An 18429-nucleotide genomic window follows, 5' to 3' on the forward strand; every position below is an offset into this window, starting at 1 on the left:
GGTGCGGTGACGGTCCTGCGGGGCAGGGGTGTGGGACTGCTTCGCTTTACGTCCCACACCCCTGCCCCTCCGGCCCGTCCCCTCCCGTGAGTGGGGGTGACTGATCCTGGGGGGCGAGCGCTGTCTGTTCACTGCGGGTGGGGGACCACTCGTGCGCGCCCCCACCGGCCCTTTTCTCTCCCACCCGCGGGAGGGTGGGGGCCGGAGGGGCTGGGTGTCCGGACGTAAAGCGAAGCAGTCCGGACACCCAGCCCCGCAGGACCGCACCCGCAGCCGAACAGCCCCGCGCAGCGGCACAGCCCGCCGCAGGCGCCACGGTGAGAAACACCCACGGCGGGAAAGCCAACAACGTGGGGCGAGCGCCGGCCGCCAGGCCACGGCGGGCCAGACAAAAACGTGGGCGTCACCGCCGAAGGCTCCGCTTGAGGACCTTCCCGCTCGCATTGCGCGGCAGCTCCGGCACGAAGACGACCTCGCGCGGCACCTTGTAGTTGGCCATCTCGCGGCGGGACCAGGCGATCAGGTCGTCGGCGGTGAGCGAGGAGCCGGCGCGGCGGACCGCATAGGCCTTGCCGACCTCGCCGAGGCGGGGGTCGGGTATGCCGATGACGGCGACGTCGGCGATGTCGGGGTGTCGGCCGAGGAGTTGCTCTATCTCGGCGGGGTAGGCGTTGAAGCCGCCGACGATGAACATGTCCTTGATCCGGTCGGTGATCCGGAGGTTGCCGTCGGCGTCCAGGACGCCGATGTCGCCGGTGTGCAGCCAGCCGTCGGCGTCCAGGACCTTCGCGGTCTCCTCCGGGTCCTCGAAGTAGCCGCGCATCACGTGGTGGCCGCGCACCAGGACCTCGCCGGGCTCGCCCGGCCCGGCGAGGACCCGTACCTCCGTGCCGGGGATCGCCCGTCCCGAGCTCGTGGCGATGGTCCCCGGAGCATCGCCGCGACGGCACATCGTGACGATGCCGCTCGCCTCGGAGAGGCCGTACGCGGTCAGGACCGTCCCCACGCCCAGCTCGGTGCGCAGCCGCTCGACGAGTTGGAGGGGGACCACCGCGGCGCCGGTGACCACCAGGCGCAGGGCGCTCAAGTCGTAGGCGGCGCGGGCCGGATGGTCGAGGAGGGACTGGTGCAGGGTCGGCGGACCCGGCAGCACCGAGATCCGTTCGGCGGCGATGTTGGCCAGCGCGGTGTCCACGCTGGACACCGGCTGCGGCACCATCACCGCGCCCCGCAACAGGCAGGCGATGATGCCGGCCTTGTAGCCGAAGGTGTGGAAGAACGGGTTGACGATGAGGTAGCGGTCGCCCTCGCGCAGCCCCGCCAACTCGCTCCAGACGCCGTAGCAGCGCAGGGTCTGGGCATGGGTGATGACCGCGCCCTTGGGGCGGCCCGTCGTGCCCGAGGTGAAGATGATGTCGGACGGGGCGGTGGGCGCCACCGAGGCGGCGCGCTGCCACACCTCCTCGGTGGAGATCGCCTCCCCGGCGGCGAGGAAGTCCTTCCAGGCGTGGTAGCCCTCGGGGGCGGTGTCCGACAGCACCACCACCCGTTCCAGGTGCGGGAGTCGGGCCTCGGCGCGGCGGAGCGCGGCGACGTAGGAGGTGCCGAGGAAGGTGCCGGTGACGAAGAGCAGTTTGGTGCGGGTGCGGTGCAGGACGTAGGCGGCCTCGCTGCCCTTGAAGCGGGTGTTGACGGGGACGAGGACGGCGCCGGCGGTGACCGCGCCGAGGGCGGAGACGATCCAGTCGAGGGTGTTGGGCGCCCAGACGGCGACGCGGTCGCCGGGCGTGACGCCGGAGGCGATGCAGGCGGCCGCCGCGCGCTCCACCCGCTGGCCCAGCTCGGCGTACGAGAGGCGGGTGCGGCCCTCGACGACGGCCTCCCGGGGGCCGTACCGCCGGGCGGCCGCCCGCACCAGCTGGGGGATGGCGCCGTACTCCAGGTCCGCCCGCGCATCCATGTCGTCGCGCATCGCACTACCTCCCGCCAAAGACCTCACGACCACTAGCTGACTGTCCGTCAGATTAGCGGTACCCTCCTCCGCTGTCAGCACTGATGGACGACCACGGAGGTGGCGATGGGGGCGACCCTCAAGGACGCTACGGCGATAGCCGGCATCGGACAGACTCCGTTCGCCAAACACCTCCCGGAATCCGAGAAGACCCTGGCCTGTCGGGCGATCGTCGCGGCGCTGGACGACGCCGGGATCGCCCCCTCGGAAGTGGACGCCTTCGCCTCCTACACCATGGAGGAGACCGATGAGGTCGAGATAGCCAAGGCCATCGGCGCCGGGGACGTCACGCACTTCTCCAAGGTCGGTTACGGCGGCGGGGGTTCCTGTGCGACGGTGGCCCACCTGGCCGCGGCCGTCGCCACCGGCCAGGCGAGCGTCGGCGTGGCCTGGCGGTCCCGCAAGCGCGGCTCCGGACCGCGGCCCTGGAAGAACACCCGGGTCCAGCTGCCGACCCCGGGACAGTGGACCCGGCCCTTCGGACTGCTGCGCCCCGCCGACGAGATCGGCATGCTGGCCCGCCGCTATATGCACGAGTACGGCGCCACCCGCGACCACCTCTTCAACGTCGCCCTGGCCTGCCGCAACCGTGCCAACCAGAACCCGGCCGCGATCATGTACGAGCGCCCGCTGACCCGCGAGATGTACATGACCGCGCGCTGGATCAGCGAGCCGCTCTGCCTCTTCGACAACTGCCTGGAGACGGACGGCGCCCTCGCCTGCGTCGTGGTCTCCGCCGAACGCGCCAGGGACTGCCGTCACCGGCCCGTCTACGTCCACTCCGCCGCACAGGGCCTGCCCGCCCAGCACCACGGCATGGTCAACTACTGGAACGACGACCCGCTCACCGGTCCCGCCTGGACCGCCGCCCGCCACCTGTGGAAGGGCGCCGACCTCGGGCCACAGGACGTCGACGTGGCGCAGATCTACGACGCGTTCACCCCCCTGATCCCCCTCTCGCTGGAGGGCTACGGCTTCTGCGGGCGCGGCGAGGGCGCGGCCTTCACCGAGGGCGGCGCGCTGGAGATCGGCGGCCGGCTCCCCCTCAACACCGGCGGCGGGGGCCTCTCCGAGGCGTACGTCCACGGTTTCAACCTGATCACCGAAGGCGTCAAGCAACTGCGCGGCACCAGCACCGCGCAGGTCCCCGACGCCACCACCTGCCTGGTCACCGCGGGCGAGGGAGTCCCCACCTCGGCCCTGCTGCTGAGGAGTTGAGGTGCGATGAGTGCCGTTCCGTCCGTTCGTGCGTCCATGTCCCCCAGCGTGGCACCCGCCACTGACAATCCGCCCGGCGACGACGCCGACCTGCTGCTTCCCGTCCCCGACGACGACGGCGCGCCCTTCTGGGAGTACGCCGCCCGCGGCGAACTGCGCATCCAGGCCTGCTCCGACTGCGGCGAACTACGCTTCCCGCCCCGGCCCTGCTGCCCGCACTGCCAGTCCTTCACCGCCCACTGGCAGCGGACGAGCGGCCGCGGCCGCATCTGGTCCTACGTCCTCCCGCACCCACCACTGCTGCCCGCGTACGCCGCCCTGCCGGGCTACAACGCGATCCTCGTGGAACTGGCCGACTCATCCCGCATCCGGCTCGTCGGCAACCTCGTCGCCGACGCCGACGCCGCCCTCAACTCCGTCGCTCCGGACCGGCTGCGCATCGGCGCGCCCGTGAAGGCGGTCTTCCACACCCTGCCCGGGGGCGTGACCGTGCCCCGCTGGATCCTGGAGCGGCCGTGACGGTCCGTACCGAGATCGCGGACGGGGTCGCCCTGGTCACCCTCGACCGGCCCGAGCGGCACAATGCGATCGACCTCGACACGGCCGCCGAACTCGCCGCCACCTGGCGCGCGTTGCGCTTCGACGGCTCCGTACGGGCCGTGGTGATCACCGGTGCCGGCGGCCGGGCCTTCTGCACCGGGATCGACCGCTCCGTCGAGGTCCCCCAGCCGCCCTCGCCCTACTCGCTCGACGACCCGCTGCTCGCCATCGGCCCGAAGGCCAACGACCTGTGGAAGCCGGTCGTCGCCGCAGTCGACGGCATGGCCTGCGGCGGCGCCTTCTACCTGCTGGGCGAGGCCGAGTTCCTCATCGCCTCCGAGAACTCCACCTTCTTCGACCCGCACACCACCTACGGGATGGTCAGCGCGTACGAGTCCATCCTCATGGCGCAGCGGATGCCCTTGGGGGAGATCGCCCGGCTGTCCCTGATGGGCACCGCCGAGCGGCTGGGCGCCCGGCGGGCGTACGAGACCGGGCTGGTCTCCGAGCTGACCGCACCGGGCGCGGCGGCCGAGGTCGCGCTGCGTCGTGCCGCCGTGGTCGCCGCGCAGCCGACCGAAGCGGTCCAGGGCACCGTGCGGGCCCTGTGGGCGGCCAAGGAGGCGGCCAGGGCGCAGGCCCTGGCGCACGCCCCGCAGCTCATCGCGCTGGGCAACCTGCCCCCGGACCGGCAGGCGGAGTTGTTCGCCGCCCGGAAGCGGGACGCCGGCCGCTGAACCCGGCCGTTGGCCCCAGCCGCTGAACCAGTGATGGGGACCCGTCAAATCCGGGTCTTGTGCGCCCGGGTGATCTGGCAGGTGTACCAGAACTCCCCGATGGAGGACTGGTTGACGGTGTACTTGGCGGTGTAGGTCTCGGTCTGACCCGGGCCCACGGTGATCGAACGCTCGTGCAGTCCGTATGCCTTGCCGTCGGCCGGCCGGGCCTTCATCCAGTTGACGGCCATGTCGTAGGAGAAGGTGTCGGTCGAGGACGGGTTGGTGATGGACACCGTGTAGGTGAACTGCCGCAGCGAGTTGGAGAAGTCGCAGTTGCTGCCGCTGGCGTCCGCCCGCCCGTCCGGGTCGAAGGTCTCCTCCGTCGGCGACGGCGAGTAGGTGGGCGAATCGTAGGGGCTCGGGCTGTACGGGTCGTAGCTGGAGGAGGAGGACGACGACGGGGTCGCGTAGGCGGAAGGGGGGATCACGACCCGGGGCCGCCCGAAGGCGCAGCCGCCGATCGTGGCGACCGTCGCCACCGCCAGCCCGGCCGCGACCGCCGCCCTGGTAACCCTGTGGGTGTCGCCGAGGATGCCCGTGCCCGTGCGCGTGCGCTGCTTCATTTGTTTGCCCGTCCCCCGTGGAAACTTTTGATCCCCGCCACCCTGTGGGTTGACGCGTGCACGGCACCCTAGCAAGCCCCGGTGACGGCCCGTACGGGCCCCGGCAACCCGCTGTGCGGCCCCGGCGACGCATGCGGCCGTACTTGTCTAGCGAGGGCAGACGGGCAGGCGTAGCGTCGGTCACGGAGGATGACAGAACGACCCGAAGCGAGGCGACGCCCGTGGTGCGCAACGTTCTCGGGTCGCTGATCGCCCTCGTCGGAGCGACGGCCGCCGTCTGGAGCCCCTTCCGTCCCTGGTACGACGGCCGTCACGGCAGCGACGTGCGGATCGAGGACCTGTTCCACGGCATCACCGGAAACGCCGCCGCGCTCTTCGGCTCGATCCTCCTCCCCATGGCCTTCGCCGCGCTGCTCACCCTGATCGGCGTGGCACTGCGCTCCCGGGTCCTGGTCGCCCTCGCCGGCCTGGTCGTCCTCGGCTTCACGATCCTGTGGATGGTCCGACAGGGACAGGCCGCGAGCGAGCTGACGGCCGGTGCCCGCGGGCTGGGTGTCGGCGTGGCCAACGCCCTGGGCGGCGGCGCCCTGATGCTGCTCGGCGCCCTGATCATGCGGGGCCGCAACGGTCGGGCCTACGACCGCGGGTACGACCGGCGCGACGACGACCGGCGTCCCGGCGGCCGGCGCTATGACGACTACGGGTATGACGACCACGGCTACGACGAGCGGTACTACGACGGGCACTACGGCCGGTACGCACCCGACGGCCGCCACGACGCCCGTACGCCGTACCCCCCGGTCGCCTACCCGCCGGGGACCCCCGAACCCTGGGACGCGGGCCGACCGGGCGCCGAGGAGTGGGACCCCGAGCCGTACGTCGCCGGGTCCGCCGGACCGCCGACCCGCCCCGTCACCCGCCCCTACGGGGAGCAGGACGACACCCCGACCGCCCCGTTGCCGGTCACCGAGCCGCCCCCGACCGGGCAACGACCGCGGCCCGCCGCGCCGGACGCCGGGCAGCAGCCCCAGGAGGGGCCGCCCACCATGCCGTCCCGCCGGCTGCCGCCCACGCCGCCGGTGGAGTGGGGCAGGGAGTACCGCCGGCCGCAGTCCGCACGGCCGCAACAGCCCCAGGAGCAACAGCCCCAGGAGCACCGGCCGGAGGAGCCCGAAGGGACCCAACGGCCCCCGGAAGAGCGGGAGTAGCCGGACGGCCGGACGTCGCGTCAGCTCCCCGAACGCCCCTCAGGTCCGGCGCGCCAGCCCCGTCCCCTTGGCCGCGTCCAGCGCGTAGACGCAGCGGTCCTTGCTGCACGCGTAGACGACGCCGGAGACCGCCACCGGCGAGCCGGTGATCTCGCCGCCGGTCGCCAGCTTCCAGCGCAGCTGGCCGCCCATCGCATCGAGCGTGTACAGACAGTGGTCGGCCGAGCCGAAGTGCACCCTGCCCTCGGCGACGACCGGTGCGCCGACGATCTCCGCACCGGCCTGGAAGCGCCAGCGCGGGGTGCCGGTGACCGCGTCCAGGGTGTAGAGGGCCTTGCCGCTGCCCAGGTGGACCGCGCCGTGGGCGACCAGCACCGGTTCGGTGGACTGCCGGGCCTCGGTGGCGATCCGCCAGCGGTCGCGGCCGTCCGCCGGGTCCAGGGCGTAGACCGTGCCGAGGTAGTCCGCCAGATAGACACCGCCGCCGGTGACGGCCGGTCCGGGCGCGAACGCGGGCGGGCTCAGGAACACCGCGGGCGCCTCGAAGTGCCAGCGCACATCGCCGCGGGCGACGTCGATCGCCAGCACCCGGGCCCCGGCCACCACGTAGACCACGCCGTCCGGCGCGGGCAGCAGCCGCATCGGCACCCCGCCGCAGGACGCCGTGTCCCCGATCGGGTACGACCAGCGTTCGGCACCCGTGCGCGCTTCCAGCGCCTTCAGCCGGGCATCGGCCCACACGAACACCGTGCCGTCGTGCACCACCGGCCCGGCCTCGGCGGTCTCGAAGTCGGTCTGCACACCGGAGGTCTGCCACAGCAGCTCGCCGCTGCCGGCCTCCCACGCCTGGACGCCGCCGCCGCGGGTGCTGGTGACCACGGTCCCGCGGTCGACCTTGAGGGCGTAGACCCAGCCCTCGGCGTTCAGCCGCCAGAGGTCGGTGCCGTCGCCGGCGTCCAACGCGTACAGGCTGGGACCGTCGGAGGCGTGTATCCGGCCGTCCGAGACCGCCATCGCCCAGGCGACGTCACGGGTCTTGAACTTACGGCGTCCGCTCGCCACGTCGAGCGCGTGCACCTCGAAGGAGGTGACGTAGAGCAGGTCGTCGGCGACGACCGGGGTGCCCCAGACGTCGTTCGACATCCGGAACCGCCAGGGGCGCCAGCGGCCCGGCTCGGCGGGTGGCGCCTCCGGCGGGGCGGCGGGCTGCGCCGCGGCGCCCTCGGTCACCGCGGCGCCGTGGGCGGCCGGGCCCTGCGGGGGCGCACCGGTCGCGGCGCCACCGGCGGGTGGTCGGACCCAGTTCGTGGCGGCGCCGGCCTGCCCGCGCGGCTGCGGGTTCTGGGCATCGGCGCGCGGCCCCGGCCCTATCGGGGCGGGCGAGCCGCCGAGGCGCACCGGACCGGCGGTGCCCTCCGCGGGTGCGGCGGAGGGCAGCGCGGCCGAGGACGCGGCGGGCGGTGCCGCGGAGACCGGGGCCACCCGGGCCGTGGACGCGTCCGGGCCGACCGGCGCGGGCTGGGGCATCGGACCGGGGTTGCCGCGCGGGTCGCCGCCGCGGTGCGCGCCGGGGCCGATCTGCCCGGGCCAGCCCGTCTCGGCGGAGGCCACCGGGGCGCTCTCGGGCCGCGGCGGCGCGGTGACCGGCTGTGGGGCGGGCATCGGGGGCGCCATGGACGGGGGCGCGGGCGGGGCCGGCGGCGCGGCCGGCGCCGGGCGGCCGGAGCTGCGCGGTGCGCTCGCCCGTGGGGCCTCCTTCGGCACCGCGGAGCGGCCGCCGCGGCGGCTCTCGATGAGTCCCACCGCGCCCGGCGGCAGCCAGGCCGAGGCGGTACCGCTGTCGTCGCTGCCGGAGCTGAAGAGGTGCGGTGCGAGCTGGGACTGGAGATCGGCGGGGGACGGCCGGCGGCCGGCCTCCATCTGCATACAGGACTCCAGGAGCGGGCGGAGTTCGTTCGGCAGCCCGGTCAGGTCCGGACCCTCCCGCAGCAGCATGAACACCGTCTCGACGGGGTTGGCGCCGTGGAACGGCGCATGTCCGGTGGCGGCGAAGACCAGCGTCGAGCCGAGGGAGAACACATCGCTCGCGCCCGTCACGCTGCGTGAGTCCCGGGCCTGCTCGGGCGACATGTAGGCGGGGGTGCCCACGGCGACGTTGGTCATGGTCAGCCGGGTGTTGGAGACGCCGGAGGCGATACCGAAGTCGATCACCCGCGGGCCGTCCTCGACGACCAGCACGTTCGACGGCTTCAGGTCGCGGTGGACCAGGCCGGCGCCGTGGATGGACTGAAGCGCCTCGGCGATGCCGGCCGCCAGCCAGCGCACCGCCTGGGCCGGCAGCGGCCCGCACTCATTGACTATCTCCTCCAGGGAGGGCGCGGGGACGTACGCCGTCGCGAGCCAGGGCACCGCCGCCCGGGGGTCGGCGTCGACCACCGCCGCGGTGTAGAAGCCGCTGACCGCGCGGGCCGCCTCGACCTCGCGCGTGAAGCGGACCCGGAACAGCTGGTCCTCGGCGAGCTCGGTGCGCACCGTCTTGATCGCCACGCGCCGGCCGGACGCCGACCGCGCCAGATAGACCAGTCCCATGCCGCCGGCCCCGAGACGGCCGAGCACCTCGAACGGCCCGATCCGACGGGGATCGTGCTGCGTCAGCGCCTTCAGCTGCTCCACCACTTGCCTGCCACCTCCCCGTGGGGCGTAGAAATAGAGACTCTCAAGAGCCGCGAGCCGCCGAGAGCCACTGCCCCGTGCAGCGTCTCACCGCCTGGCCGGAACGGCCGTGCGCGTGCTGATTCTTCCTGGCCGAGCCGACGGTTGCGAACCCGGGGCCCGTCCGCCGTGTCATGGCATACCCCCCGTACCTCGCACCGGGCCCGTTACCCGATGTAACCCCACCCCGCCTGACGTGCTCCGATACGTCCGGCGTGGGGTGGTTGCCGTGCGGGTTACCGGTCGGTTGTGGATGTCGCGCGCCTGGTACCGCCCGAAATACGGACGATCGCCGCTCCGCTTGACGCCCCGCCCCCCGTCTCCCGACCCGACGGTCCAATTCTGCGCTGTCGAACGTCACTTCGGTGTGATGCCGCCTGGCGTGGCGCCGTGATTGTCAGGTGAGCTGCGTCCGGGCAGCACCTATCGCCGGCTGCCTCGGCGGCCATATGTACACGCTAGTGCCGGTTCGCGCGGTCTGCTCGGTGGAGCTTCGCATGCCGGGTCGGTTCCGGTGGATGGCGACCTCCTTGGGCCGATGTGGCCAACCGGTACGGGGTGAATGGGACCCGGGGGCCAACTGACGGTCACGGTCGAGCACTTGCGGTACGCACAGTGACCGCTTGTCCACCGAAGTTGTCCACAGGCTGTTGATAAGAGCATTCACCGGTTCGGGCCAAGCCGGGGCGTCCGGTGTTCGGGCCCGCGCAGGGCCGTCACCAGCGCACTCGCGCGGCCGGTGCACCCCGAACTCCCGCTTCCCCATTTGCAGGCAGCCAGATCGCGCTCCGATCACCCCTCGGTAAGCTGACGGCATGACAGGACAAGTTCGAACCGTCGACGGCAGAGTTGCCGGCCGCCGCGGACAGGCGACGCGGCAGAAGCTTCTCGACTGCCTCAGTGAAATGCTCAGTTCGTCCCCCTATCGGGACGTCAAGGTCATCGATGTGGCCCGAAAAGCGGGGACTTCACCCGCTACGTTCTATCAGTACTTCCCCGACGTCGAAGGCGCCGTCCTCGAAATCGCCGAGGAGATGGCCAAAGAAGGTGCCACTCTGACCGATCTTGTCGCCGGTCGCTCCTGGGTGGGCAAGTCCGGCTGGCAGGCGGCGGAGGACCTGGTCGAAGGCTTCCTCTCCTTCTGGCGCAGGAACGACGCCATCCTCCGCGTCGTCGACCTGGGGGCGGCCGAGGGCGACAAGCGGTTCTACAAGATCCGCATGAAGATCCTCAACGCCGTCACCAACTCGCTCACGGACTCCATCCAGGAGCTCCAGAGCAAGAACAAGGTCGACAAGGACGTCAGCCCGGCAGCCATGGCCGGCTCGATCGTCGCCATGCTCGCGGCGGTCGCCGGGCACCAGAAGGGCTTCCAGAGCTGGGGCGTCAAGCAGACCGAGCTCAAGCCGAATCTGGCGCTGCTGGTGCACTTCGGCATCACCGGCAAGAAGCCGACCAAGTAACGGAGCGGCCTACGCGCAACCAGCGAGTAACCGAGCACGCAGCCGAGGGAGCGGTCGAGCGGTAGCCGCGCCTCAAGTCCCGGTGCATCCGGGCCGGTTCGCCATCGGTCCGGTGTCTGTCCTGCCATACCTGTTCAGCGCGCACAGCGGGTGCCACCCCTCCGCGGGGGGCACCCGCTGTGCGTATGTGATGACGCACCGCACGCGGGCCTCGCACCCGCGGTGTGCACTCGCGGTGTGCGCCCGTGGTGTGCGCCCGTGATGTGTGCCCGTGATGTGTGCCCGTGATGTGTGCCCGCGGTGTGCGTCCGCCCACCGCCCGTATCCGGCTCCGGTCAGCGCCGCTCCAGCCGGAACAGCCGGATCTCCCGTTCCACCCGCGCCTGGTACGCGGCGTACGGCGGCCAGAACTCCAGCGCCGTCCGCCACGCCCGCGCCCGCTCCTCACCGGTCAGCAGCCGGGCCCGTACGGGGATGTCCTCGCCCCGCCAACTGACCTCCGCCTCGGGGTTCTTGAGCAGGTTGCCGGTCCACGCCGGGTGTCCGGGCCGGCCGAAGTTGCTGCCGACCAGCAGCCAGCCGCCGCCCTCCTCGGGCAGACAGGCCAGCGGGGTGCGGCGCGGCCGTCCGCTCCGGGCGCCGGTCGCGGTCAGGATCACCCCCGGCAGCAGCCGCGCGCTGAGCAGCACCCTTCCGCGGGTCAGCCGGTGCACCGCACGGTCCAGCGCGGGGATGACATGCGGTGCGGTCCGGGCGAACGCACGGGTCGTGGAGATCCTCTGGAGCAGCCGCTCACCGGGAGGCATCAGGCATCGACCGCTTCTCGGGCGCACGGGGCCGTCGACGGTGCGCCGGCCGGTGCGCCCCGCTCGTGCGGCGCCCCCGCGAACAGCCCCGCCTCCTCGGCGGCCCGGGCCCGCAGCCGGTGCACCGGGCCCAGCAGCAGCTCGTCACAGGCCGCGCGCTTGAAGTACAGATGCGCCAGGTGCTCCCAGGTGAAGCCGATGCCACCGTGCAGCTGGACCGCCTCGGCCGCCACCGCGCGCAGCGCCTCCAGCGCCTGCGCGAGCGCCAGCGCGCCCACTCCGGGCTCGGCCGCACCGCGGCGGGCGGCGGCGGACCCGGGAGCGCCGGGCCGGTCCCGGCCCGCCGACCACGCCGCGTAGTACGCCGCCGAGCGGGCCGCTTGCAGCCCGACGTACAGGTCGGCGAGCCGGTGCTGGACCGCCTGGAAGGAGCCGATGGGCCGGCCGAACTGTTCGCGCTCCTGGACGTAGGCGACGGTACGGGCCAGCGCCGTGTCGGCCGCCCCGACGGCCTCGGCGGCCAGCGCCGCGGCCGCCACCGCGCCGGTCGCGGCCAGCGCCGCGGCCACCGCCGCCTCGTCGCCCTCCCCTTCGCCCAGCAACTCGGCCGGCACCTCGCGCAGTTCGAGCCGCGCCTGGGGGCGGGTCTCGTCCAGTGCGGTCTGCCGGACCCGCAGCAGTCCGGGGGCGTCGTCGGCGCGCACCGCGAAGAGCAGGGTGCGGCTGTGCGCGAAGCCGCCGGTGTGTGCGGCCACCAGTAGGACGTCCGCGGTGTGCCCGTTCAGCACCTGCCCGGCCTCCCCGTACAGCCGCCAGCCCCCTTCCGCCCGGTGGGCCTGGATCCCGCCGGCCCGCCCGCCGCCCGCCCAGTCACCGTCGTTCGGCCCGGTCAGCGCGAGCGCGGTGGCCAGCCGGCCGCCCGGTACGGCGAGCGTCGCGGTCAGTTCCCCGGCGGCGAGGGCCGGCAGCAGGGCGGTGCGCTGGCGTCCGTCGCCCAGCGTCAGGATCAGCGGGGCGGCCAGTGCGGCGGTGGCGATCAGTGGGGACGGCAGCACCGTGCGGCCGGTCTCCTCGCAGGCCAGGGCGAGTTCGGTGGGGCCGCAGCCCACCCCGCCGTACCCGGTGGGCAGGGCCAGGCCGGGCAGTCCGAGCTGCCCGGCCATCTGGTGCCACAGCTGCTCGTCGTAGCCGGCCGGGGTGCGCACCGCCGCCTTCACCTCGTCCGGGCCGCAGCGTTTGTGCAGCAGTTCGCGCAGGGTGCGGCGGATTTCGTGCTGCTCCTCGGTGAACGCGGCATCCATCGGCGGGCTCCTCACGGCCGTACGACCCGAGCCCGTCCGGTCCGGACGGGTTCCGGCATCCGATCTGACGGGGCGTCATAGTAGGGACGGGGGGTGCACTTTCCTAGGTCTGCCCACCGCTCTGCATCTGATGTACCGTCAGATTCATGTCTTCAGCGACGCCGGGAGCGGCGGAGAGTCGGCGGAGTGGGCAGGGCCCGGCGGGTGTCCGCCGCCGTTCCGGGCGGCGCAAGGTGGCCGTCGCCGGAGTGGCCCTGTCCGACTGCGGCCGGGTGGACGAGGCCACCCCGTACGCCCTGCACGCCCAGGCGGCCCGCCGGGCGCTGGCCGACAGCGGGCTGGACCGGTCGGTGGTCGACGGCTTCGCGTCGGCCGGGCTGGGCACCCTCGCGCCCGTCGAGGTCGCCGAGTACCTGGGGCTCCGGCCCACCTGGGTCGACTCGACCTCGGTCGGCGGCGCCACCTGGGAGGTGCTGGCCGCCCACGCCGCCGACGCCATCGCGGCCGGTCACGCCAACGCCGTGCTGCTCGTCTACGGCTCCACCGCCCGCGCCGACCTCAAGGCCCGGCGGCGCACCGCCAACCTCTCCTTCGGCGCCCGCGGCCCGCTACAGTTCGAGGTCCCCTACGGGCACACCCTGATCGCCAAGTACGCCATGGCCGCCCGCCGTCATATGCACCAGTACGGCACCACACTGGAGCAGTTGGCCCAGGTCGCGGTCCAGGCGCGGGCCAACGCGGCCGCCAACCCGGATGCGATGTACCGCGAACCGATCACCGTCGACGAGGTCCTCTCCGGGCCGATGATCGCCGACCCGTTCACCAAGCTGCACTGCTGCATCCGCTCCGACGGCGGCTGTGCGGTCCTGCTGGTCGCCGAGGACCACGTCCCCGACCTGGCCCGCGCCCCGGTCTGGGTGCTCGGTTCCGGCACCGCGGTCTCCCACACCACGATGTCCGAGTGGGACGACTTCACCGTCTCGCCCGCGGCGGTCTCCGGGCGCCTGGCCTTCGAACGGGCCGGTGTCCGCCCCGCCGAGATCGACCTCGCCGAGCTGTACGACGCCTTCACGTACATGACCCTGGTGACGCTGGAGGACCTGGGGTTCTGCGCCAAGGGCGAGGGCGGCGCGTTCGTCGGGGAGGGGCGGCTGCTGCGGGACGGCGCGCTGCCGGTGAACACCGACGGCGGTGGGCTGGCCGCCTGCCACCCCGGCATGCGCGGCTTGTTCCTGCTGGTCGAGGCGGTACGCCAGCTCCGTGGCGAGGCGGGCCCGGACCGCCAGGTCCGCCGGCCAGACGGCTCGCTGCCGGAGCTCGCGGTGGCCTCGGGCACCGGCGGCTGGTTCTGCTCGTCGGGGACGGTGGTGTTGGGGCGGGGGTGAGCGGCGTTGCGAGCCGGTGTAGCCGGCCCTTTCGCGCTGGTCCGTGAGTCGCGGGCTCCTCCGCCGAGTGGGAGCAGAGCCGGATGTGCTACTCGGGCGGCCGGCTGTAGTCGTCCAGCGTGGCCTTGCTCATGGAAAGGTCTTTGAAGACCAGTTCCCAGGGGCCGGTGTTCACGTCGAAGTCCTTGCCGAAGCCCACCCATTTGCCGGCCATGCGGCGGCCCGTGGGCTCCACGAGGAGCTGGACCGCGCCGTGGTAGCGGGCGCCCGCGTAGTAGCCGGAGGACGCGGTCTGTTCCACCCATGTGCCGGTGACGACGTTGCCGTCCATGGTGAGGTCCAGGGACAGGGGTGAGTCGGGGTTGGACGATGCGCCCGGCAGGGAGTGGCCGGTGAGATGGGTGCCGTGCTGGACGAGAACGACATGGTGGGCGGCGCTGAAGGTCGCATCGCGCCCCGACGAGAAGAACTCGTACCGGCTCAGCCAGATGCCCGAGTGGTTCGGTGCCGGGCTCCCCGTCGACGTATCCGATGCCTCCGGCCCTTCGGTGGCCGGCTGGGGGCGGCTACTGGAAGCCGCGGGGATGCCGTCGGGGCTCGGCTCCATGTCGTGACCGCCTCTGCCGTCCCCACGGACCCGGGCCATGGGGAGGGGGAGTCGGAAGCCGAGCGCTTCGATGGGCATGCCGGTCACCTTCTCCAGGGCCCGGGCGTAGACCGGCCGCGGTGAGCGGCTGACACCCGTCTCCCAGCGTTGTACGAGGCGCTTGCTGGCATCGTTCGGCTCCCCGGCCTCCGCGCCCGCCCCTCGCAGGGCCCGGGCCAGGTCGTCCTGGCTGAGCCGCAGCCCGATGCGTACGGCGCGGAGTTTGTTGTTCGGTACGTGCGAGGCGGTGGTCATACGGCTAACGCTAGCCGCGGTCCCCGATGAATGACACCGGTTTGACGCCTTTGAGTGACACCCGAATGACGCCCTACCGCCGTCGCAGTGGCCCGACATGGCTCGGAAGCATGGCGGCATGGAGAGCCAGAAGCGCGAAGAGCATTGTGACGTGTGCCGGCTGTTGGAGGCTCAGGAAGCCGAAGGGCGGGAGACACGGGACCGGAGCCTGGAAGTGGACGCCCGGGCCAGGCTGCGACGCCACGTACGGCAGTCGCACGGGAGGGAACTTCCGCTGCCTGTCTGGTGACGTACGAGGAAGTGCCGAAGCGGGCGAGGGCCGCCGGTGGGCGATAGGTCCGGGTGGCAGCGCGGGGCAGGTCGACGCCGTGGTCGGCCGCTGCCCGAAACGTCAGGTGTTGGGGTGGGGGTGAGCGCCCGGGCGGGCCGGTCGCCCCATGGGACCGTCGGGCCGGTCGGCCCGGAACGGCCCGGCCGTGGGGCGGCCGACCCGGGCGGTGCCTATCTGCCCTCGGGGACCAGCCCGTCCGTGGGGCGGTTGCGGGGGCGGCCCACGCGGGCCTGGGGCAGTCGCTCCTCGATCAGGTCCGCGGCCCGGCGGGTGCCGCCGTGGGCGCGCACCTCGCTCCACAGCCATGCGGAACGCGCGGCGACCCGCGGATCACCGGTGAGCTCCGTCAGCGCCGTACGCAGCCCCTCCGGTGTGGCGTCCGCGGTGTCGATCCGGCGGGCGACGCCCAGTTCGACCAGCCGGTCGGCGTTGATGAACTGCTCGGCGCCCTGCGGTACCGCGATCATCGGCACACCGGCGTACAGGCCCTCGCTGCTGCCGCCCATCCCGGCATGCGTCACGAACGCGTCCGCCTGCTCCAGGATCGCCAACTGCGGTACCCACCGGTGTACTTCGACATTGGACGGAATCTCCCCCAGCTCTGCCGGATCGGTGTACTGGCCGACCTGGAGCACCATGTGCCAGCCCGGAAGGTCCCCGAAGGCCGCCACGCACTGCCGGTAGAACTCCGGCTGCCGGGTGTACGCCGAGCCCAGCGACACCAGGAGCACCTTCTCCGCGCCGGCCGGCCGCGTCCAGTCGCCCTGCTCCGCACGGGTGCCGAGGCAGGGGCCGACGAACGTCACCGCACCGGAGTCGACCTGGTCCGCATGCGGCTGCATGGCCCGCGGGATCATGGCCAGCACGCGCCGCGGCCGGCCGCTGAACTCCTCCACGTTCGTGGTCACCGCACCGCACCGCGCCAGCCAGGCGGCGAACCGCGCCCGGTGGGCGGCGCCCCCCGGCAGCCCGGCGAGCGCCGCGCCGATCTCCTCCTCGGCGCCCTCCCAGGCCACGTACGTCGGTGACAGCTGGACGAGGTCGCGGCCCTGCGCCTCGGCCAGCGCGCGGGCGGCGTACGCGCCGACGTCGTAGAGGTAGAGGTCGGCGGGGTCGTCGTCGTACGCGGCGTGCAGCTGCGGCAGGACGGCGATCGCGTCGTCGAGGAAGAGCGAGGCGGCGGCGATCGGGTTCTGCGGCCAGTCGTTCTCGACGACCGGCAGCGTGGAGGTGTAGTGGACCAGCTCGGCGCCGGTGGAGGCGATCAGCCCGGCGGCGTGGTCGGTGTTGGCGTACGTCACGCGATGGCCGCGGGCCACCAGCTCACGGATGATCTCCAGGCCAGGCAGGACGTGGCTGACCATCGGCGTACCGATCATGGCGATGTGCGCGGGGCGGGGCATATCAGGACTTCCTTGGATAGAGGGCTACGGCAGAGCAACGCGGAGGAGCGCGACGGGGCAACGCGAAGGCGCGCAATCGGGCAACGCGGAGGCGGTGCGAAGGGGCGCCGAGGAACGCGGGGAGCCCGATGGGCAGGGCGGCGCCGCGCGGCGCCGGTGGCGGAGCCGGTCGCGCTCCGGGCGTGCCGGGGTGCGGGCGGGGCGGGCGAGCGCCCTTGAGGCCGTGTCAGCCGTAGATCTGGCGGAAGTGCATGGGGGCAGCGTAGGGAGGGCCGGCGGCTTCGGGCGAACGGTTTTCCGGGCGTCGCGGAGACGTGCGCCCCGCGATCTATACAAGCGTCATAGACAAACGTTTAAGACGTCTGTATATTCGAGCTACCGGTCAGCGCCCGCACCACGACCGAGCGCCGCGCGACCGCCCGGCGCAGTCCACCCAGGAGTGCCACGCCCGCGAAGGGAACCCCGCCATGTCCGGTACCACCGCCCACCCCCGCCCCACCTCCGTCCTGATCTCCGGTGCGAGCATCGCCGGCCCGGCGCTCGCCCACTGGCTGCACCGCTACGGCTTCGCGGTGACCGTCGTCGAGCGCGCCCCCGAGCTGCGGACCGGCGGGTACAAGGTCGACATCCGGGGCGCGGCGATCGAGGTCGCCGAACGGATGGGGATCCTGGAGGACATCCAGCGCGCCAGCACGGACATGCAGACCGGCGCGTACGTGGACGGAGACGGCAAGCGGATCGCCACGCTGCCCGCCGAGATCTTCGGCGCCCGGGTCGGCCGCGACGACGAGATCATGCGCGGCGAACTGGCCCGCATCCTCCACGACCGGACCCGGGAGCACGTCGAGTACCTCTTCGGCGACTCGATCACCTCGATCACCTCGATCACCCCGATCGAACCGACCGCCCCGGGCAACCCGCACCGCGGCGGCGTGCACGTCACCTTCGAGCGGAACGCGCCCCGCCGCTTCGACCTCGTGGTCGGCGCCGACGGCCTGCACTCGACCGTCCGGCGGCTGGTCTTCGGCCCGGAGGAGCAGTACGTGCGGCACCTCGGCGCGTACATCTCGGCCTTCTCCATGCCGAACGAACTCGGTCTGGACCGCGAGGAGCTGTACCACGCCGTGCCCGGCAGGCTGATCTGCGCCTACAGCTCGGCCGGGAGCCCGGCGGCCACCGGTCTGCTGACCTTCCGCTCGCCCCGGCTGGCCTACGACCACCGGAACACCGCACAGCAACTGGGCCTGCTGGGCGCCGCGTTCGAGGGCGTCGGCTGGCAGACCCCGCGGCTGCTCGAAGCCGCCCGCGCGGCCGACGACCTCTACTTCGACGGGCTCCAGCTGATCGAGATGGACCGCTGGTCGCGCGGGCGGGTGGTGCTGCTCGGCGATGCCGCGCACTGCGCCTCGCCGGCCTCCGGGCAGGGCACGGGCATGGCGCTGGTCGGCGCGTACGTCCTGGCCGGGGAGCTCGCGGCGGCCGGCGGCGACCCGGAGGCGGCCTTCGCCGCCTACGAGGCGGAGATGCGCGGCTATGTCGCGGTCAACCACGCGCTGGCACGGAAGTTCGCCAAGGAGATGACGGCGGACAGCCGGCGGCAGATCCGCCTGCGGCACCTGATGCTGCGGATCCTGCCGCACCTGCCCTGGAAGAACGCCGTCGCCAAGAAGATCGCCGAGGAGGTGCAGCGCGGCGCCACCGCGATCACGCTCAAGGACTATCCGGTGCCGGGCCCGGCAATCCGCCCCCTGTCGGGCGGGACGGCCGGCCCCGCGCCGGCCGCCACCGGGCCGACGTACGCTGCCTGA

At 73.0% G+C, this 18429-nt stretch carries 14 protein-coding genes; 7 read left to right on the forward strand and 7 right to left on the reverse strand.

The genetic code is table 11. The annotated features are described in order from the left end of the window. Positions 1-403 precede the first annotated feature (403 nt). Positions 404-1972: a FadD3 family acyl-CoA ligase gene (locus AB0C96_RS26575; protein ID WP_362920521.1), complete on the reverse strand. Its 1569-nt coding sequence runs from the start codon at positions 1970-1972 to the stop codon at positions 404-406. Between the two features lie 105 nt (positions 1973-2077). On the opposite strand from AB0C96_RS26575, the gene AB0C96_RS26580 reads away from it, so the two are divergent. Genes AB0C96_RS26580 through AB0C96_RS26590 form a run of 3 tightly spaced genes read left to right on the forward strand, consistent with a single transcriptional unit; the run spans position 2078 to position 4506 of the window. Then, on the forward strand, positions 2078-3229 hold the full coding sequence (locus AB0C96_RS26580) for a lipid-transfer protein (RefSeq protein WP_362920523.1): 1152 nt from the start codon (positions 2078-2080) through the stop codon (positions 3227-3229). 36 nt (positions 3230-3265) lie between these two features. Then, entirely contained in the window at positions 3266-3748 is a 483-nt protein-coding gene (locus AB0C96_RS26585) for a zinc ribbon domain-containing protein (RefSeq protein ID WP_362920675.1), read from the forward strand. Continuing rightward, complete coding sequence (locus AB0C96_RS26590; RefSeq protein ID WP_362920525.1) at positions 3745-4506, forward strand: enoyl-CoA hydratase/isomerase family protein; 762 nt, start codon at positions 3745-3747, stop codon at positions 4504-4506. The genes AB0C96_RS26585 and AB0C96_RS26590 overlap by 4 nt, the downstream gene beginning before the upstream one ends. A 44-nt stretch (positions 4507-4550) precedes the next feature. Here AB0C96_RS26590 and AB0C96_RS26595 read toward each other — a convergent pair whose 3' ends face one another. Continuing rightward, the gene (locus AB0C96_RS26595; RefSeq protein WP_362920527.1) at positions 4551-5111 is read right to left on the reverse strand and encodes a hypothetical protein; all 561 of its coding nucleotides are present in this window, start codon (positions 5109-5111) and stop codon (positions 4551-4553) included. Positions 5112-5332: 221 nt separating this feature from the next. Between AB0C96_RS26595 and AB0C96_RS26600 the strand changes: the two genes are divergently transcribed. After that, entirely contained in the window at positions 5333-6319 is a 987-nt protein-coding gene (locus AB0C96_RS26600) for a hypothetical protein (RefSeq protein WP_362920529.1), read from the forward strand. 39 nt (positions 6320-6358) lie between these two features. Here AB0C96_RS26600 and AB0C96_RS26605 read toward each other — a convergent pair whose 3' ends face one another. Further along, positions 6359-8995 carry a PQQ-binding-like beta-propeller repeat protein gene (locus AB0C96_RS26605; RefSeq protein ID WP_362920531.1) on the reverse strand — a complete coding sequence of 879 codons (2637 nt, stop codon included), beginning with the start codon at positions 8993-8995 and terminating at the stop codon, positions 6359-6361. Positions 8996-9846: 851 nt separating this feature from the next. Between AB0C96_RS26605 and AB0C96_RS26610 the strand changes: the two genes are divergently transcribed. Next, positions 9847-10494: a TetR family transcriptional regulator gene (locus tag AB0C96_RS26610; RefSeq protein WP_362920533.1), complete on the forward strand. Its 648-nt coding sequence runs from the start codon at positions 9847-9849 to the stop codon at positions 10492-10494. Positions 10495-10829: 335 nt separating this feature from the next. Here AB0C96_RS26610 and AB0C96_RS26615 read toward each other — a convergent pair whose 3' ends face one another. Next, positions 10830-11300 carry a nitroreductase family deazaflavin-dependent oxidoreductase gene (locus AB0C96_RS26615; protein ID WP_362920535.1) on the reverse strand — a complete coding sequence of 157 codons (471 nt, stop codon included), beginning with the start codon at positions 11298-11300 and terminating at the stop codon, positions 10830-10832. Beyond that, positions 11300-12601, reverse strand: coding sequence for an acyl-CoA dehydrogenase family protein (locus AB0C96_RS26620; RefSeq protein ID WP_362920537.1), 1302 nt, complete (start codon positions 12599-12601; stop codon positions 11300-11302). Before AB0C96_RS26620 ends, AB0C96_RS26615 begins: the two co-directional genes overlap by 1 nt. Before the next feature lie 272 nt (positions 12602-12873). Here AB0C96_RS26620 and AB0C96_RS26625 point away from each other — a divergent pair, with 272 nt between their 5' ends. After that, on the forward strand, positions 12874-13986 hold the full coding sequence (locus AB0C96_RS26625; RefSeq protein WP_362920677.1) for an acetyl-CoA acetyltransferase: 1113 nt from the start codon (positions 12874-12876) through the stop codon (positions 13984-13986). Between the two features lie 88 nt (positions 13987-14074). Here AB0C96_RS26625 and AB0C96_RS26630 read toward each other — a convergent pair whose 3' ends face one another. Together AB0C96_RS26630 and AB0C96_RS26635 are read right to left on the reverse strand one after the other, a co-directional pair. Further along, positions 14075-14887, reverse strand: coding sequence for a helix-turn-helix transcriptional regulator (locus tag AB0C96_RS26630; protein WP_362920539.1), 813 nt, complete (start codon positions 14885-14887; stop codon positions 14075-14077). 501 nt (positions 14888-15388) lie between these two features. Then, on the reverse strand, positions 15389-16621 hold the full coding sequence (locus AB0C96_RS26635; RefSeq protein ID WP_362920541.1) for a macrolide family glycosyltransferase: 1233 nt from the start codon (positions 16619-16621) through the stop codon (positions 15389-15391). Between the two features lie 467 nt (positions 16622-17088). Between AB0C96_RS26635 and AB0C96_RS26640 the strand changes: the two genes are divergently transcribed. Then, positions 17089-18429 carry an FAD-dependent monooxygenase gene (locus AB0C96_RS26640; RefSeq protein WP_362920543.1) on the forward strand — a complete coding sequence of 447 codons (1341 nt, stop codon included), beginning with the start codon at positions 17089-17091 and terminating at the stop codon, positions 18427-18429.

Source organism: Streptomyces sp. NPDC048506 (assembly GCF_040651315.1).
In the GTDB taxonomy this organism is placed as follows: Bacteria; Actinomycetota; Actinomycetes; order Streptomycetales; family Streptomycetaceae; genus Streptomyces.

Coding starts and splice junctions, on each gene's coding strand:
- AB0C96_RS26575 (WP_362920521.1), bottom strand. CDS start 1,972: ATGCGCGACGACATGGATGCGCGGGCGGACCTGGAGTACGGCGCCATC.
- AB0C96_RS26580 (WP_362920523.1), top strand. CDS start 2,078: ATGGGGGCGACCCTCAAGGACGCTACGGCGATAGCCGGCATCGGACAG.
- AB0C96_RS26585 (WP_362920675.1), top strand. CDS start 3,266: ATGTCCCCCAGCGTGGCACCCGCCACTGACAATCCGCCCGGCGACGAC.
- AB0C96_RS26595 (WP_362920527.1), bottom strand. CDS start 5,111: ATGAAGCAGCGCACGCGCACGGGCACGGGCATCCTCGGCGACACCCAC.
- AB0C96_RS26610 (WP_362920533.1), top strand. CDS start 9,847: ATGACAGGACAAGTTCGAACCGTCGACGGCAGAGTTGCCGGCCGCCGC.
- AB0C96_RS26615 (WP_362920535.1), bottom strand. CDS start 11,300: ATGCCTCCCGGTGAGCGGCTGCTCCAGAGGATCTCCACGACCCGTGCG.
- AB0C96_RS26620 (WP_362920537.1), bottom strand. CDS start 12,601: ATGGATGCCGCGTTCACCGAGGAGCAGCACGAAATCCGCCGCACCCTG.
- AB0C96_RS26630 (WP_362920539.1), bottom strand. CDS start 14,887: ATGACCACCGCCTCGCACGTACCGAACAACAAACTCCGCGCCGTACGC.
- AB0C96_RS26635 (WP_362920541.1), bottom strand. CDS start 16,621: ATGCCCCGCCCCGCGCACATCGCCATGATCGGTACGCCGATGGTCAGC.
- AB0C96_RS26640 (WP_362920543.1), top strand. CDS start 17,089: ATGTCCGGTACCACCGCCCACCCCCGCCCCACCTCCGTCCTGATCTCC.